Raw genomic sequence first — 17487 nt, 5'->3', positions numbered from 1 at the left:
GACAGATTTTCCCGACCCGTTGGTCGGGAAAGAAACGAGCGGCACTGTACCGGAGGCGACAGTGCCGGTGAAGCGGGTTTTAAGCCGTTTCGATCGTCGGGAAAGCCTTGACCAGATCATCGAGCGCCTTGAGCTGGGTCAGGAACGGCTCCAGCTTGTTCAGGCGCAACGCGCACGGACCGTCGCACTTGGCGTTATCCGGGTCCGGATGCGCCTCCAGGAACAGACCGGCCAGGCCCTGGCTGATGCCAGCCTTGGCCAGATCGGTGACCTGGGCACGACGACCACCGGCAGAATCCGAACGACCGCCCGGCATTTGCAGCGCATGGGTCACATCGAAGAACACCGGGTATTCGAACGCTTTCATGATGCCGAAACCGAGCATGTCCACGACGAGGTTGTTGTAGCCGAAGCTCGAACCGCGCTCGCACAGGATCAGTTGATCGTTACCGGCTTCTTCGCACTTGGTCAGGATGTGTTTCATTTCCTGTGGCGCGAGGAACTGGGCTTTCTTGATGTTGATCACGGCACCGGTCTTGGCCATTGCCACGACCAGATCGGTCTGGCGCGACAGGAAAGCCGGCAGCTGGATGATGTCGCAGACTTCAGCCACGGTGGCCGCCTGGTGCGGCTCATGCACATCGGTGATCACCGGCACGTTGAAGGTGCTTTTGATCTCTTCGAAGATGCGCATGCCGGCTTCCAGGCCCGGGCCGCGATACGAGGTCACGGAAGAGCGATTGGCCTTGTCGAAGCTGGCCTTGAACACGTAGGGGATACCCAGTTTATGGGTCACCCGTACGTACTCTTCGCAGACCTGCATGGCCATGTCCCGCGACTCCAGGACATTCATGCCACCGAACAAGACCATTGGCTTGTCGTTGGCGATGTGGATGCCCTTGTTCAGGCCACCGACACGGATGATTTTCTGTGCCATGTAATGAATTCCCTATCAGGCGTTCTTCTGGTGCTGGGCGAGCGCTGCCTTGACGAAGCCACTGAACAGCGGGTGACCGTCGCGAGGCGTGGAAGTGAACTCAGGGTGGAACTGGCAGGCCACGAACCACGGATGATCCTCGGACTCGACCACTTCAACCAGCGCGCCGTCGCCGGAACGACCGGAAACTTTCAAACCGGCTTCGATCAGTTGCGGCAGCAGCTTGTTGTTCACTTCGTAGCGATGGCGATGACGCTCGACGATCACGTCGTTGGCGTAGCAGTCGTGCACCAGGGAGCCCGGCTCCAGCTGGCATTCCTGTGCGCCCAGCCGCATGGTGCCGCCCAGATCGGACGTTTCGGTGCGGGTTTCGACTGCGCCAGTGGCGTCTTCCCACTCGGTGATCAGACCGACAACAGGGTGCGGGCTGGTGCGATCGAACTCGGTGGAGTTGGCGTCTTTCCAGCCCAGCACGTTACGGGCGAACTCGATGACCGCCACCTGCATGCCCAGGCAGATACCCAGGTAAGGCACCTTGTTTTCGCGAGCGAACTGAACGGCAGTGATCTTGCCTTCGACGCCGCGCAGACCGAAGCCGCCCGGTACCAGAATCGCGTCCACGCCTTCGAGCAGGCCAGTGCCCTGATTCTCGATGTCTTCGGAATCGATGTAGCGCAGGTTGACCTTGGTGCGGTTGGTGATGCCGGCGTGGCTCATCGCTTCGATCAGCGATTTGTATGCATCCAGCAGCTCCATGTACTTGCCGACCATGGCGATGGTGACTTCGTGCTCTGGGTTGAGCTTGGCATCGACGACCTTTTCCCACTCCGACAGGTCGGCGCCGCCACATTGCAGGCCGAAACGCTCAACGACGAAATCGTCCAGACCCTGAGCATGCAGCACGGCCGGGATCTTGTAGATGGTGTCGACGTCTTCCAGGGAGATCACCGCACGCTCTTCAACGTTGGTGAACAGCGCGATCTTGCGACGCGACGACACATCCACCGGATGGTCGGAGCGGCAGATCAGCACATCTGGCTGCAGGCCGATGGAGCGCAGCTCTTTAACAGAGTGCTGGGTCGGCTTGGTCTTGGTTTCGCCGGCGGTGGCGATGTACGGAACCAGGGTCAGGTGCATCAGCATCGCGCGCTTGGAACCGACCTCGACGCGCAACTGGCGAATGGCTTCCAGGAACGGTTGCGACTCGATGTCGCCCACGGTGCCGCCGATCTCGACCAGCGCAACGTCGGCATCGCCGGCGCCCTTGATGATGCGACGCTTGATTTCGTCGGTGATGTGCGGGATCACCTGAATGGTCGCGCCCAGATAATCACCACGGCGCTCTTTGCGCAGGACGTGTTCGTACACACGGCCGGTGGTGAAGTTGTTGTTCTGGGTCATGGTGGTCCGAATGAAACGCTCGTAGTGACCCAGGTCCAGGTCGGTCTCGGCGCCGTCGTGGGTGACGAACACTTCACCGTGCTGGAACGGGCTCATGGTGCCCGGGTCGACGTTGATGTAGGGGTCCAGCTTGAGCATGGTGACCTTAAGTCCCCTCGCCTCCAGGATGGCCGCCAAAGATGCCGAAGCAATGCCTTTCCCCAATGAAGAAACAACACCGCCCGTGACGAAGATGTAGCGCGTCATGAAAAACCCTAGAAGTCTGCGTTAAAGCGGTCAGAGCCGCCGGGGAAAGCGAAGGAAGGCCGAAGCCCCCGATGACCTGCGTGTTTCACAGTGCATTTCCGAAACTGTTGCGTTGAAAGTGACTGGCCGTATCCGGACCTGTCCATTGCTCGCCACATTTTTGAGAATCGCCCAGTAAAGACTGGCTGGTAATCGGCAACTTGTGTCGTTCCCAAAGGGCCGACATAAGCTGTATCAAGAAGGGAGCGTAGTCTACCGGAATCGGGCTCTCATCTCAAACTGTGGTCATTCGTCGGTGGCTGCCAGTGCAAACGCCAATCGCCACGGGGGTCGGCGTCCAGTCCCGGCAGATTGGCCACGGCCAGCAACTGCTCGCCGCGATACAGCAGCGGCAATCGGCCGCGCAAAAAGACCGGCACGCCCTTTTCATTGAGCAAGCGCTTGAGATCGCGTCGGCCACGGTCCGGAATATCGAGCACTTCCCCGCCCTTTCGATAATGCACATGCAGCCCGCCCCGGGGTATATCGCCCAGAATGTGCAGCATGCCATTGCCCGGTAAGGGCAGCGGCTGGGACGCCGTGGACCAGTGCTCAGACGCCGCCACGTCCTTGAGCCAGACGCCCGACAGCCACCAGATCCGCCCTTCGGCGCGATGCAACTGGCCGTTGGTCAGACGCCAGATCGGGCGCCCGTCAGGCCCTGCGTCGCGTAGGGAGTCCCAACCGACCCAGTGGTCGCTGTCCGGCAGACGCGTAAGAGGGCCCAGCCAGTAGCGTAGGGCGTTTCTCTGACGGGCTGGCGACAAGGCCTCCAGCGGCGCCAGTTCAAGGGAAGGCAGATCCAGCCACGGCCAGGGACAGGGCGTGTCAGCCAGCGACAGGTCCTGCACCGCCAGTTCGTCGAGCAACCCTTGAGCCTCTGCCAGATGCGCAGCGCTGCGGGTCATGCTGGCAACGGCCTGAGGCCAGCGTGCAGCCAGCATCGGCATCACATGATTGCGCAGGTAATTGCGCGAAAACCGGCTGTCCTTGTTGCTCGGGTCTTCGATCCAGCTCAGCCCCTCCTCCTTGGCATAACGCTCAAGCAGCGCGCGAGGCTCGTCGAGCAAAGGGCGAAACAATTGCCCATTGCCCAACGCACGTTGCGACGGCATGGCCGCCATCCCACGCACACCGGCGCCCCGCAGCAGGCGAAACATCAGGGTTTCAGCCTGATCGTCGCGATGCTGTGCCGTCAGCAGCACTTCGCCACTCTGCAGAACGTTTTCGAACGCTGCATAGCGAGCATCCCGAGCCGCCTGTTCCAGACTGGCGCCGGGCTGCACCTGAACGTCGATGACCTGCAACGGCACGCCCAGAATCTGACACATCTGACGGCAGTGTCCCGGCCACGACGCGGCCACAGCCTGCAGGCCGTGATGAATGTGGATAGCGGTCAGGGGAGGAATGCGCTGGTGCCGGGAAAGATCGGCCAGCAGGTGCAGCAGAACGGTGGAATCGAGCCCACCCGAGAAGGCGATGCGCCAGGCCGCTGCGTCACGCCATGAAGCCAGGCGTGACAACAGCCGCTCGGTGAGTTCTTTTTTGATGTGGTCCGGCCTGGTCATACGTAAGACCCCAAAAACGCGCCGGACCTCTGGAAAAGACTCCGGTTAGATGCCGTAGCTCATCAGACGCTCATAACGACGCGCAAGCAGTTCGTCATGGTTGAACTTCTTGAGCATGGCCAACTGGCTGCTCAGCGCTTCGCGAATGGACGCGGACGCCAGCGCCGGGTCACGGTGTGCGCCACCCAGTGGCTCGTTGATGACCTTGTCGACAATACCAAGGCCTTTCAGGCGCTCGGCGGTGATGCCCATGGCTTCGGCGGCATCCGGCGCCTTCTCGGCGGTTTTCCACAGGATCGATGCACAGCCTTCCGGCGAGATCACCGCATACGTGGAGTATTGCAGCATGTTCAGCTGGTCGCAGACGCCAATGGCCAATGCCCCGCCCGAACCACCTTCGCCGATCACGGTGGCGATGATCGGCGTCTTCAAACGCGCCATTACACGGAGGTTCCAGGCAATCGCTTCGCTCTGGTTGCGCTCTTCGGCATCGATGCCAGGGTAAGCGCCCGGGGTGTCGATGAAGGTCAGGATCGGCATGTTGAAACGCTCGGCCATTTCCATCAGACGGCACGCTTTGCGGTAGCCCTCAGGACGTGGCATGCCGAAGTTGCGGCGGACTTTCTCGCGCACTTCACGGCCTTTCTGATGACCGATGACCATGACGGGCTGGTCGTCCAGACGCGCAATACCGCCCACGATGGCGGCGTCGTCGGAGAAGTGGCGGTCGCCATGCAGCTCGTCGAACTCGGTAAAAATGTGCTCGATGTAGTCCAGGGTGTACGGACGACGTGGATGGCGCGCCATGCGCGCAATCTGCCAACTGGTCAGGTTGCCGAAAATGCTTTCGGTGAGCGTTTTGCTCTTCTCTTGCAGTCGAGAGATTTCGTCGCCGATGTTCAGCGAGTTGTCATTGCCTACCAGACGCAGCTCTTCAATTTTGGCTTGCAGGTCAGCGATCGGCTGTTCGAAATCCAGAAAATTCGGGTTCATAGGCATCCGTCTTGGGTCGACGGCCAAGAGGCCGGCCGGTTGATCCGTGAGCGCCATACCTTAATGGATGAGGCGCACACGGGTCGAGTTTAAAAAATTCGTAAGATCAGCTTTCAGCGATACTGCAGGAAGACGTTCTCTCGTCCGAACTGGTCACGCAGGGCCTGAATCAGGCTGTCTGCGGGGTCGATTCGCCACGCTTCGCCAAATTGCAGCAAGGCTTTGGCTTCCTGCCCTGTGTAATCGAGCGTGATCGGGCACGCTCCCCGGTGCTTCCTGCACAGGTCTCCCAGCCAGCGTAGACGATCGCCCTTGAGCGCTTCGCTACGCACGGTCAGGCGCAAACTTTCAGCCAGGCCGGTGCGCGCTTCTTCCAGGCTCATCACGCGCTTGGCACGCAAACGCAAGCCCCCGGAGAAGTCGTCGGAACTGACCTCGCCTTCCACTACCACCATCGCGTCGGTCTGCAACAGCGACTGGGCGGCCTGAAACGAATCGGCGAACAACGACGCCTCGATGCGCCCGGAGCGGTCGTCGAGGGTGATGAAGCCCATTTTGTCGCCTTTTTTGTTCTTCATGACCCGCAGCGCAATGATCAGACCGGCCACGGTCTGGGTGTCGCGTGCAGGTTTCAGATCGACGATGCGCTGGCGGGCGAAACGGCGGATTTCGCCTTCGTACTCGTCAATCGGGTGACCGGTGAGGTACAGGCCCAGTGTCTCTTTTTCGCCGCGCAGACGCTCCTTGAGAGTGACCTCGCGGGCGTTGCGATGGTTCGCATAAACATCGGCGTCAGCTTCGACGAACAGGCCGCCAAACAGGTCGGCGTGGCCACTGTCATGGCTGCGTGCGGTCTGCTCGGCGGCCTGAATGGCCTCTTCCAAAGCGGCCAGCAACACCCCGCGATTGCGGTCGATGTTGGCGTGATACTGCTTGGTTTCCTCGAAGAAGAACGGGCCAAGACGATCCAGCGCACCGCTGCTGATCAGACCGCCAAGGGTGCGCTTGTTGACCCGCTTGAGGTCGATGCGCGCGCAGAAGTCGAACAGGTCCTTGAACGGCCCCGCCTGACGCGCCTCGGTAATGGCCTCCACTGGCCCCTCGCCCACGCCTTTGATCGCGCCCAGGCCGTACACGATGCGGCCTTCGTCGTTTACCGTGAATTTGAACTCGGAGTTGTTCACATCCGGCGCATCGAGACGCAGCTTCATGGTGCGCACTTCTTCGATCAAGGTCACGACCTTGTCGGTGTTGTGCATGTCCGCCGACAGAACCGCGGCCATGAATGGCGCCGGGTAGTGCTTCTTCAGCCATGCGGTCTGGTACGAAACCAGGCCGTAGGCGGCAGAGTGGGATTTGTTGAAGCCGTAACCTGCGAACTTCTCCACGAGGTCGAAGATGTTACCGGCCAGATCCGCATCGATGCCATTGTTCGCACAGCCTTCAATGAAGCCGCCGCGCTGCTTGGCCATTTCCTCGGGTTTTTTCTTACCCATGGCGCGACGCAACATGTCCGCGCCACCGAGGGTGTAGCCGGCCATGACCTGAGCGATCTGCATCACCTGTTCCTGATACAGGATGATGCCGTACGTCGGTGCCAATACCGGTTGCAAGCCTTCGTACTGGTAGTCCGGGTGCGGATAGGCCAGCTCGGCGCGACCATGCTTGCGGTTGATGAAGTCGTCCACCATGCCCGATTGCAGCGGGCCCGGACGGAACAGCGCCACCAGTGCGATAAGGTCTTCCAGGCAGTCGGGCTTGAGCTTTTTGATCAGCTCTTTCATGCCTCGGGATTCGAGCTGGAAGACCGCCGTGGTTTCGGCCTTTTGCAACAGATCGTAAGTCGGGGCGTCATCCAGCGGGATAAACGCGATGTCCAGCGGATCCTCGCCCACTTTGGCGCGGTCGCGGTTGATGGTCTTCATCGCCCAGTCGATGATCGTCAGCGTACGCAGACCGAGGAAGTCGAACTTCACCAGACCCGCCGACTCGACGTCGTCCTTGTCGTACTGGGTGACCAGACCGCCGCCTTCCTCATCGCAATAAATCGCCGCGAAGTCGGTCAGCTTGGTCGGCGCGATCACCACACCACCAGCGTGTTTACCGACGTTACGCACTACGCCTTCGAGCTTGCGCGCCATCTCCCAGATTTCCGCGCCTTCCTCGTCGGTCTTGAGGAAGTCGCGCAGGATTTCTTCCTGCTCGTAGGCTTTTTCCAGGGTCATGCCCACTTCGAACGGAATCATCTTCGACAGACGATCCGCCAGACCGAAGGACTTGCCTTGGGCCCGCGCCACATCGCGCACCACTGCCTTGGCGGCCATGGAGCCGAAGGTGATGATCTGGCTCACCGCGTTGCGGCCGTATTTGTCGGCCACGTATTCGATCACGCGATCGCGCCCGTCCATGCAGAAGTCGACGTCGAAGTCGGGCATCGATACCCGTTCCGGGTTCAGGAAACGTTCGAACAGCAAGTCATAGGCCAGCGGGTCGAGGTCAGTGATCTTCTGCACATAGGCCACCAGGGAACCTGCACCCGATCCCCGGCCTGGGCCCACCGGTACGCCGTTGTTCTTGGCCCACTGGATGAAGTCCATAACGATCAGGAAGTAGCCGGGGAACCCCATCTGGATGATGATATCCAGCTCGAAATTCAGCCGGTCCACATAGACCTGGCGCTTGGCCTCGTAGTCGGGTGTGGTCTCCTTGGGCCAAAGCACGGCCAGGCGCTCTTCCAGCCCTTCAAACGAGACCTTGCGAAAGTATTCGTCGATGGTCAGGCCATCGGGAATCGGGAAGTTGGGCAAAAAGTGCTTGCCCAGCCGCACATCAATATTGCAGCGCTTGGCGATTTCCACGGTGTTCTGCAACGCATCGGGCAGGTCGCTGAACAGCTCGGCCATTTCCTCGGCGCTTTTGAGGTACTGCTGATCGCTGTAATTGTGCGAGCGGCGCGGATCGTCCAGCGCCCGGCCCTCGCCGATGCACACGCGGGTTTCGTGAGCTTCGAAGTCTTCCTGCTTGATGAAGCGCACATCATTGGTGGCCACAATGGCCACGCCATGACGATCCGCCAGGGCGACAGCGGCGTGCAGGTACTCTTCGTCATTGATGCGGTTGGTGCGCTGGATCTCGATGTAGAAGCGATCCTGGAAAACCGACACCCACTCCTTGAGCAACTCGTCGGCCTCGGTCGGGTTGCCGCCCAGCAGCGCCATGCCGATCTCGCCTTCCTTGGCCGCTGACAGGGCGATCAGCCCCTCATTGGCCTCGGCGACCCACTCGCGCTCGATGACCACCAAGCCGTTGCGCTGGCCATGCATGAATCCGCGAGAAATCAGTTCGGTGAGGTTCAGGTAGCCCTTGGGGTTCATCACCAACAGGCTCATGCGGCTAAGGGGTGCATCCTTGTCACGACCTGCCAGCCAGATGTCAGCCCCGCAGATCGGCTTGATGCCGGCGCCCATGGCGGCCTTGTAGAACTTGACCAGCGAGCACAGGTTGTTCTGATCGGTCACTGCCACCGCAGGCATGTTCAAGCCGGTCAGCGCCTTGACCAGCGGCTTGACCCGCACCAGTCCGTCGACCAGCGAATATTCGGTGTGCATGCGCAGATGAACGAAAGAAGCCGACATGGTTGATCCTATAGCGCACAGAAAACAAAGGCCGGATTGTACCGGCCTCTCGTGAAAACATCAGCCCGCGATCAGTTCAGCGGTAGTGACGAAAAACCGGTCGCGACCATCATCTGGCGCGCTTCACAGGCCGCACGGACCGGTGCGAACGATCGGCGATGAATCGGCGTCGGGCCCAATCGAGCCAGCGCTTCGAGATGAACCGGGGTTGGATAACCCTTGTGCCCGCCAATGCCGTAACCCGGATACAACAGCTCCATGGTCGCCATCTCGCGATCGCGACTGACTTTCGCCAGAATCGACGCCGCTGCAATGGCCGGCACCTGAGCGTCACCCTGTATCACCGGCGCGCTGGGCACCGACAGCTGCGGGCAGCGGTTACCGTCGATCAGGGCCAGTTTCGGGGTGATGAGCAGCCCTTCGACCGCACGCTTCATGGCCAGCATCGTGGCATGCAGGATGTTCAGCTCGTCGATCTCTTCGACTTCTGCCCGCGCAATGTGCCAGCACAGGGCTTTTTCGCAAATCTCGTCAAACAGTTTTTCGCGCTTGGCTTCGGTGAGCTTTTTGGAATCGTTCAGACCCAGAATGGGGCGATTCGGGTCGAGGATCACAGCAGCCGTCACCACGGCGCCGCACAGCGGGCCACGGCCCACTTCGTCGACGCCGGCAACCAGATCCTCTACCAGATTGAAATCCAGACCCATTTGCATTGATTACGCGCTCATCGTTGATGCGACGGGCCAATCAGGCTCAGAACCGCATCGGCGGCTTGATTGGACGCATCGCGACGCAAGGTACGGTGAATTTCGTCGAAGCCTGCGGTCTGCTCAGCACCGTTGTCGAGCAACGGCAGCAAGGTCTGCGCCAGGGCATCGGCGGTCGCCGCATCCTGCAAAAGCTCGGGAACCAGCAAACGCTGGGCCAGCAGGTTTGGCAGCGAGACGTACGGACTCTTCACCATCCGCTTGAGTATCCAGTAGGTCAGTGGCGCCAGACGATAGGCGACCACCATCGGTCGTTTGTACAGCAGCGCTTCCAGGGTGGCGGTGCCTGAAGCGATCAATACCGCATCACAGGCGGCCAGCGCGACATGGGAGCGTCCGTCGAGCAGGGTGAGCGGCAAGTCACGCCCTTGCAGCAGTTGCTCGATCTGCGCGCGACGTTGCGGGCTCGCGCACGGCAGCACGAAGCGCAGATCAGGTCGCTGAGCCAGCAGACGCTCGGCGGTGTCGAAGAACAACGCGCCCAGCCGGCCGACTTCGCCGCCCCGACTGCCCGGCATCAGGGCAATCACCGGCCCGTTACCCAGACTCAGCTCATCACGAGCGGCCTCGCGATCGGCTTCCAGTGGAATGGTGTCGGCCAGCGGGTGCCCAACGAAACGCACCGGCACACCCTTCTCTTCGTAAAAACGCGCTTCGAACGGCAGCAGCGTCAGCATCAGGTCGCAACCCTCGCGAATCTTCAGCACGCGCTTCTGCCTCCACGCCCAGACCGACGGGCTGACGTAATGCACGGTCTTGATCCCGGCCTGACGCAACTTGAGTTCGATATTGAGGGTGAAATCCGGCGCATCGATGCCGATGAAGACGTCGGGCCTCTCGTCGATCAAGGTCTGGATCAACAACTTGCGTCGTGCCAGCAACTCCTTGAGACGGCCCAGCACCTCGACCAACCCCATGACCGAAAGGCGTTCCATGGGGAAGTAGGAGGTCATGCCTTCGGCTTCCATGAGCGGGCCGCCGACGCCGATGAATTGTGCATCGGGATGTCGAGCCTTGATGGCACGCATCAATCCCGAACCCAGAATGTCGCCCGAGGCTTCCCCGGCAACCAGCGCGATACGCAAGGCACTCATGATTAACGGGTGATGCCGCGGGTCGAGTTCTGGATGGACTCAAGGAACAGCGCGACTTCCGGGAACTGGGCAGCGGGTTCGGCCAGCTCGACGATCGCCTGCTCAACCGTCAGCCCCTGACGGTAAACCGTCTTGTAGGCCCGGCGCAGCGCGTGAATCGCATCATCCGAGAAGCCACGGCGGCGCATGCCTTCGAAGTTCATGCTGCGCGCTTCAGCCGGGTTGCCAAACACGGTGACGTACGCCGGAACGTCCTTGCCAATCGCCGTGCCCATGCCGGAAAAGCTGTGGGCACCGATGTGGCAATACTGATGCACCAGGGTGAAACCCGACAGAATCGCCCAGTCAGCCACGTGAACATGGCCGGCCAACGCCGTGTTGTTGACCAGGATGCAGTGATTGCCGATCACGCTGTCGTGACCGATGTGAGCATAGGCCATGATCAGGTTGTGATCACCGATGGTGGTCTCGGCGCGATCCTGAATGGTGCCACGATGAATCGTGACGCCTTCGCGAATCACATTGTGATCGCCGATGACCAGACGCGTGGCTTCGCCCTTGTACTTCAAGTCAGGCGTGTCCTCACCCACCGAGGAAAACTGGTAGATGTGATTGTGTTTACCGATTTTGGTCGGCCCCCGCAGAATCACGTGCGGACCAATCACCGTACCCTCGCCAATTTCCACACCGGGCCCGACGATCGACCAGGGGCCGACCTCCACATCGTCGGCCAGAACGGCCGTCGGATCGATGATTGCGCGAGGGTCAATCAAACTCATAGCTTGCGTTCCGCACAGATGATTTCAGCGGAGCATACCGGTTTGCCATCAACCGATGCCTGGCATTCGAACTTCCAGATCTGGCGCTTGCAGCTGATGAATTTGGCTTCAAGGATCAGCTGGTCGCCCGGCAGCACGGGCTGGCGAAAGCGCAGTTTGTCGGAGCCCACGAAGTAGTAGAGGGTGCCGTCGGCAGGCTTCACGTCAAGCATTTTGAAACCGAGAATGCCAGCAGCCTGAGCCATGGCTTCAATGATCAGCACACCCGGCATGATCGGATGCGCCGGGAAATGCCCATTGAAGAACGGCTCGTTGATGCTGACATTCTTGTAGGCACGAATGCTTTTATTCTCAACATCCAGCTCCACCACACGATCCACGAGCAGGAACGGGTAACGGTGAGGCAGATATTCGCGGATTTCGTTGATGTCCATCATTTCGAGAGCAAGCCTGTAGTCAAGATTGGGAGTGCGCGGCAAACGCGCGACACTCCTCTAGCAAATCAAGGAGGCAGTTTATCGGCTGTGCACGCTTGATAAGAAAGAAATATCAGCTATCAGATGACGCTTTACCGTCCGAGGTCACCGCCTCGACACTCTTTTCAAGCTGCTGCAGCCGTCGCGCCATGCTATCGAGCTTGCGAATGCGTGCTGCGCTCTTGCGCCACTCTGCAGCAGGCTGCATGGCGGTGCCCGAGGAATAGGAGCCTGGCTCGGTGATCGAATGGGTCACCATGGTCATGCCGGTGATGAAAACACCGTCGCAAATGTCGATATGCCCGACCAGCCCGACACCACCGGCCAGCATGCAATGCTTGCCAATCTTCGTGCTGCCGGAAATACCGACACAGGCCGCCATTGCCGTGTGATCACCCACCTGTACGTTGTGCGCGATCTGAATCTGGTTATCCAGCTTCACACCGTTGCCGATGCGCGTGTCGTCCATGGCGCCGCGGTCAATGGCGGTGTTCACACCGATTTCCACGTCGTCACCAATGCTCACGCCACCGATCTGGGCAATCTTGTGCCAGACGCCTTTCTGGTTGGCAAAGCCGAAGCCTTCACCACCCAGCACAGCGCCGGACTGAATCACCGCGCGCTGACCGACGCGAACGTCGTGATACAGCGTCACGCGAGGCGCCAGCCAGCCGCCGTCGCCGATCACGCTGCGCGCGCCGATGAAGCAGTGAGCCCCCAAGGTAACGCCCGCGCCAATACGCGCAGCGCTTTCGATCACAACAAAAGGACCGACACTGGCGCTGGCATCGACAACAGCATCCTCAGCCACGATTGCTGTCGGGTGAATACCGGCAGCAGCCTTGGGTTTGGGATCGAACAGGTGGGATATTCGTGCATACGCCAGATAAGGATCGGCGATCAGCAAAGCATCCCCCGCGTAACCCTCGGCGTCTGCGGGCTTGAGCAGTACGGCAGCCGCGCGGGTGGTGGCGAGGAATTTACGATATTGGGGATTGGCCAGAAAACTGACCTGACCGGGCCCCGCCTCCTGCAAGGTGGCAAGCCCGGTGATTTCCTTGTCCGCCGAGCCACGCAGTGTGGCCCCGAGGAACTCGGCCAACTGGCCGAGGGTGGTAGTCGCAGTCATGAAGTTACTTCAACTGGTTCATGCGCTCGATGACCTGGCGAGTGACGTCGTATTGTGGCTTGACGTCAATCACGGCACCGCGCTCGAACACCAAGTCAAAGCCGCCTTTCTTGATAACTTCTTCAACCGCCTGGTCCAGTTTTGGCTTCAGCACTTTCAGCATGTCACGGTCAGCAACGGCCTTGGCTTCGTTCAGCTCCTTGGACTGGAACTGGAAGTCGCGGGCTTTCTGCTTGAAGTCCAGCTCCAGCTTCTCACGCTCTGGCTGGGCCATTTTGTCGCCACCGGCTACCAGACGATCCTGAATGCCTTTGGCGCTGCTTTCCAGGGCCTTGAGCTTGGTCAGTTGCGGGCCGAATTTCTTTTCTGCGTCAACGGCATACTTTTTCGCGGCATCCGATTCCAGCAGTGCCATCTGGTAGTTCAGGACGGCAATTTTCATGTCAGCAAATGCCGGGCCTGCAATCAGAACAGTGGCCAGCAATGCCAATTGGGTCAACTTACGCACGTTGTAACTCCTACAGAATCCGTTGTCGTGATCAGTGATCAGACCCTTAGAAGGTCTGACCGAGAGAGAATTGGAAGACCTGGGTTTCGGTGTCGTTGTCCGGCTTTTTGACCGGCATGGCCAGAGCGAAGCTCAATGGACCCAAGGCTGTCACCCACGTCACCCCCACACCGACCGAGCTTGCCAGACCGGACAGCTCAGGACCGTTACACTGGATCTTCTGTCCATCAAGCGTGGTTTTAGCATTGTCGCAATTGGTGTTGAACACATTACCCACGTCCCAGAACAAAGACGTACGCAGCGAACGCTGATCCTTGACGAACGGCAGTGGGAACAGGATTTCTGCACCACCGGTGATCAGGACGTTACCGCCGAATGGCAACGGATCCTGATCCGGGTCAGCCAGGGTACCGGGCTTGCCACCGTTGGCCTCGCCACGGCTCGGCGTGCTGCGCGGACCCAAGGTGCTGTCCTTGAAGCCACGAACCGAGTTGAAACCACCGGCGTAGTAGTTCTCGTAGAACGGCAGACCGGAGGTCGAACCGTAGCCATCGCCATAACCCAGCTCCGAGTGCAGACGCAGCGTGGTGTTGGTGGTGATCGGGTGGAACAGCTGGCCACGGTAGTCGAGTTTGTAGAACGACAGGTCGCTGCCCGGAATGGTGGTTTCCAGGGTCAGGCTCTGAGACGAGCCACGGGTCGGCAGCGTGCCTTTGTTCAGGGTCGATTCAGACCAGCCCACAGAAGCTTTAAAGTTGGTAAAGCTGTCGCCTTCCTTTTCGAGGAAGTCGAAGATCTCGTCGACGGTGTAGGTACCGGTGTTGATCTGGTCCTGCTGAACGGACAGACCGAAGTTCAGACGCGAGGTCTCACTGATCGGGTAGCCCATGTTGACACCGGCGCCAATGCTGTCCACCGAGTAGCTGGCGATGTCGACATCGAGGTCGTCGTAGTTGGTCTTGCGATAGAACGCACTGTAACCCAGGCTCACACCGTCCGGCGTGAAGTACGGATCGACGTAGCTGAAGTTGTAGCGGGTCTGGTATTCACTTTTAGTCAGGCCAATGCTGACCTTGTTACCGGTACCCAGGAAGTTGTTCTGGCTGATCGAACCACCCAGGATCAGACCGGCGCTCTGCGCAAAGCCGACGCTGGCGGTGATCGAACCGGACGCCTGCTCTTCCACGGCGTAGTTCACGTCAACCTGATCGTCGGTACCCGGTACCGGTGGGGTTTCAACGTTCACTTCCTTGAAGAAGCCCAGACGATCCAGACGGGTCTTGGACTGATCGATCAGGTAAGTGGAAGCCCAACCGCCTTCCATCTGACGCATTTCACGACGCAGCACTTCATCCGCGGTCTTCGTGTTGCCTCGGAAGTTGATGCGATTCACGTAGGCACGCTTGCCCGGATCGACAGCGAAGGTGATGTCCACGGTGTGGTCTTCATCGTTCGGGGTCGGCACGCCGTTGACGTTGGCGAAGGTGTAACCCTCGTTACCCAGACGGCGGGTGATCAGTTCGGACGTGGTGGTCATGACCTTGCGCGAGAACACCTGACCCGGCTTGACCAGCAGCAGCGACTTAACCTGATCTTCCGGGACCTTGAGGTCACCGCTCAGCTTGACCGACTTGACGCTGTACTTCTCGCCTTCGTGAATGTTGACGGTGATGTATACGCTTTTCTTGTCAGGCGTGATCGATACCTGGGTCGAGGCGATATCCATGTTGATATAGCCGCGGTCCAGGTAGTAGGAGCGCAGACGTTCCAGGTCGCCGGAGAGTTTTTCCCGGGCGTACTTGTCGTCGTTCTTGAAGAAGGACAGCCAGTTGGTGGTCTTCAGCTCGAACAGATCGGTCAGGTCTTCTTCTTTAAAGACCGAATTACCCACCACGTTGATGTGCTGGATAGCAGCGACTGCGCCTTCGTTGATGTTGATCTTCAGGCCTACGCGGTTACGCGGCTGAGGAACGACTTCAGTGGCCACTTCCGCCGAGTAGCGACCTTGAGCGACGTACTGACGCTGCAGTTCGTTACGAACGCCTTCGAGGGTGGCGCGCTGGAAGATTTCGCCTTCAGCCAGACCCGACTGCTTCAGACCTTTCATCAGGTCCTCGGTAGTGATCGCCTTGTTGCCTTCGATTTCGATGCTCGCTACCGATGGACGCTCCACAACCGTGATGACCAGGACGTTACCGTCACGGCCCAGCTGGATGTCCTGGAAGAAACCGGTTTTGAACAGCGAGCGCGTGGCTTCAACCAAGCGCGAATCATCGGCCTGTTCACCCACGTTCAACGGCAACGCGCCAAAGACGCTGCCTGCGGACACCCGCTGCAGCCCGTTGACACGGATATCGGAGATAGTGAAGGACTCGGCGTGAACTTCGGCGATCATCAGTACGGCAAGAACCGCAGTTAGCAGCAGACGTTTCATGAAGTCCTTTCTTATTCCAACTGGCAATAAACAAACTGCCGCAAAATGCGGCAGATTCACAATTCGGCGTAGCTTTTTACAGTCGTCCCAGATCGTTGACCAGTGCGAGCAACATGACTCCGACCACCAGACTTACCCCGATCTGAACCCCCCAACCCTGTACCTTTTCCGACAGTGGACGACCACGCGCCCACTCGATCAGATAAAACAGCAAGTGCCCCCCGTCCAACACTGGAATGGGCAGCAAATTGAGAACCCCCAGGCTTATGCTCAGATAAGCGAGGAAATTCAAGAAGTCACCTACACCTGACTGGGCCGAAGCGCCCGCCACTTTAGCAATGGTTATCGGTCCGCTCAAGTTTTTTACCGAGAGCTCGCCGAACAGCATTTTCTTCAGTGAATCCAGCGTCAGCACGCTCATGGTCCAGGTGCGTCGCGCGCCCTCTGCCACGGCGGCCACAGGCCCATAGCTGACCTCGCGAAGCATTTCGGCTGGCCAGTCGACACCTTTGACGCCGGCACCGAGATAGCCGGTCGCCGCCTTGCCTTCACCGCGAGCGACCAAGGTCACAGGCAGGTCGATTGTCGCACCGTCACGCTCGACACTCAGCGAGATTTTGGTATCAGGGCGGACACGTACCCAATCCACCACCTGCTGCCACTCGTTGACCGACTGACCGTCCAGCGCAAGCAGACGATCGCCGGTCTTGAGGCCAGCGGCCTGGGCTGGGCCTTTGGAGTCGAGCTCGGCCAACACCGGCGGCAAGGCCGGGCGCCATGGGCGGATACCCAGCGAGTGAATCGGATCGGGCTCATCCGCGCCCTTGAGCCAGTTGTCCAGCACCAGCGTGTGCGGGGTTTCGACATCGGAACCCTGATCACGCACCTTCACCGCGATGCTGCCGGTCTCGCCGAGACGACGCACCAGTTGCAGATTGACCGCTGACCACCCGGCAGTGGCTTCGCCATCAATGGAAACAATTTCCTGACCGGAGACCAGGCCGGCCTTCTGCGCGATGCTGCCGGACTCGACTGCGCCGATGACCGGGCGCACCTGCTGACTGCCCAACATGGCCAGTACCCAGAAAAACGCGATGGCCAGCAGAAAGTTCGCCACAGGCCCTGCGATGACGATCGCAATGCGCTGATACACCGTTTTACGGTTGAACGACTGATCAATCAGCTCGGCAGGGACCTCGCCCTCGCGCTCATCGAGCATCTTGACGTAGCCGCCCAGCGGAATGGCGGCCACCACATATTCGGTGCCTTTGCGGTCATGCCAGCGTAACAGCGGCATGCCGAAACCGACGGAAAAACGCAAAACCTTGACGCCGCAACGCCGGGCCACCCAGAAGTGGCCAAACTCGTGAAAGGTCACCAGCACGCCCAATGCCACCAGGGTACCGACAATCATATATAGCGCGCTCATCGCAATTCTCCGGGTACCGGTCGGACGTGACGGGCAAGTATCAAACGGATAC

13 protein-coding genes are annotated in these 17487 nt (G+C 59.7%); all 13 read right to left on the bottom strand.

Going from position 1 to position 17487, the window contains the following annotated elements; genetic code table 11:
• Nucleotides 1-79: 79 nt before the first annotated feature.
• On the bottom strand, nt 80-937 hold the full coding sequence (gene kdsA / locus AC07V9_RS10665) for a 3-deoxy-8-phosphooctulonate synthase (RefSeq protein WP_495015679.1): 858 nt from the start codon (nt 935-937) through the stop codon (nt 80-82).
• A gap of 15 nt (nt 938-952) precedes the next feature.
• Nucleotides 953-2584, bottom strand: coding sequence for a CTP synthase (gene pyrG / locus AC07V9_RS10660; protein ID WP_495015678.1), 1632 nt, complete (start codon nt 2582-2584; stop codon nt 953-955).
• Nucleotides 2585-2853: 269 nt separating this feature from the next.
• On the bottom strand, nt 2854-4191 hold the full coding sequence (gene tilS / locus AC07V9_RS10655; protein ID WP_495015677.1) for a tRNA lysidine(34) synthetase TilS: 1338 nt from the start codon (nt 4189-4191) through the stop codon (nt 2854-2856).
• A 45-nt stretch (nt 4192-4236) separates the two neighbouring features.
• Nucleotides 4237-5184 carry an acetyl-CoA carboxylase carboxyltransferase subunit alpha gene (locus tag AC07V9_RS10650; RefSeq protein WP_495015676.1) on the bottom strand — a complete coding sequence of 316 codons (948 nt, stop codon included), beginning with the start codon at nt 5182-5184 and terminating at the stop codon, nt 4237-4239.
• A 113-nt stretch (nt 5185-5297) separates the two neighbouring features.
• The gene (gene dnaE, locus AC07V9_RS10645; RefSeq protein WP_495015675.1) at nt 5298-8819 is read right to left on the bottom strand and encodes a DNA polymerase III subunit alpha; all 3522 of its coding nucleotides are present in this window, start codon (nt 8817-8819) and stop codon (nt 5298-5300) included.
• Between the two features lie 71 nt (nt 8820-8890).
• Nucleotides 8891-9532, bottom strand: coding sequence for a ribonuclease HII (gene rnhB, locus AC07V9_RS10640; protein WP_495015674.1), 642 nt, complete (start codon nt 9530-9532; stop codon nt 8891-8893).
• Nucleotides 9533-9543: 11 nt separating this feature from the next.
• Nucleotides 9544-10680, bottom strand: coding sequence for a lipid-A-disaccharide synthase (lpxB, locus tag AC07V9_RS10635; RefSeq protein ID WP_495015673.1), 1137 nt, complete (start codon nt 10678-10680; stop codon nt 9544-9546).
• A gap of 2 nt (nt 10681-10682) precedes the next feature.
• On the bottom strand, nt 10683-11459 hold the full coding sequence (gene lpxA, locus AC07V9_RS10630) for an acyl-ACP--UDP-N-acetylglucosamine O-acyltransferase (RefSeq protein ID WP_495015672.1): 777 nt from the start codon (nt 11457-11459) through the stop codon (nt 10683-10685).
• Nucleotides 11456-11896, bottom strand: a complete 441-nt coding sequence (gene fabZ / locus AC07V9_RS10625) for a 3-hydroxyacyl-ACP dehydratase FabZ (protein WP_120125533.1) — start codon at nt 11894-11896, stop codon at nt 11456-11458. Before fabZ ends, lpxA begins: the two co-directional genes overlap by 4 nt.
• Before the next feature lie 112 nt (nt 11897-12008).
• Entirely contained in the window at nt 12009-13064 is a 1056-nt protein-coding gene (lpxD, locus tag AC07V9_RS10620; RefSeq protein WP_495015671.1) for a UDP-3-O-(3-hydroxymyristoyl)glucosamine N-acyltransferase, read from the bottom strand.
• A gap of 4 nt (nt 13065-13068) precedes the next feature.
• Nucleotides 13069-13572 (bottom strand): OmpH/Skp family outer membrane protein, encoded by a 504-nt coding sequence (locus AC07V9_RS10615; protein ID WP_495015670.1) that lies wholly within the window; start codon nt 13570-13572, stop codon nt 13069-13071.
• A gap of 46 nt (nt 13573-13618) precedes the next feature.
• Nucleotides 13619-16006: an outer membrane protein assembly factor BamA gene (bamA, locus tag AC07V9_RS10610; RefSeq protein ID WP_495015669.1), complete on the bottom strand. Its 2388-nt coding sequence runs from the start codon at nt 16004-16006 to the stop codon at nt 13619-13621.
• 76 nt (nt 16007-16082) lie between these two features.
• Nucleotides 16083-17435, bottom strand: a complete 1353-nt coding sequence (rseP, locus tag AC07V9_RS10605) for a sigma E protease regulator RseP (RefSeq protein ID WP_495015668.1) — start codon at nt 17433-17435, stop codon at nt 16083-16085.
• Nucleotides 17436-17487: the final 52 nt, after the last annotated feature.

Source organism: Pseudomonas sp. GW821-FHT02A11 (assembly GCF_059421985.1).
Note: the sequence above shows the minus strand (reverse complement) of the source record. Positions and strands in the feature narration are given on the sequence as shown.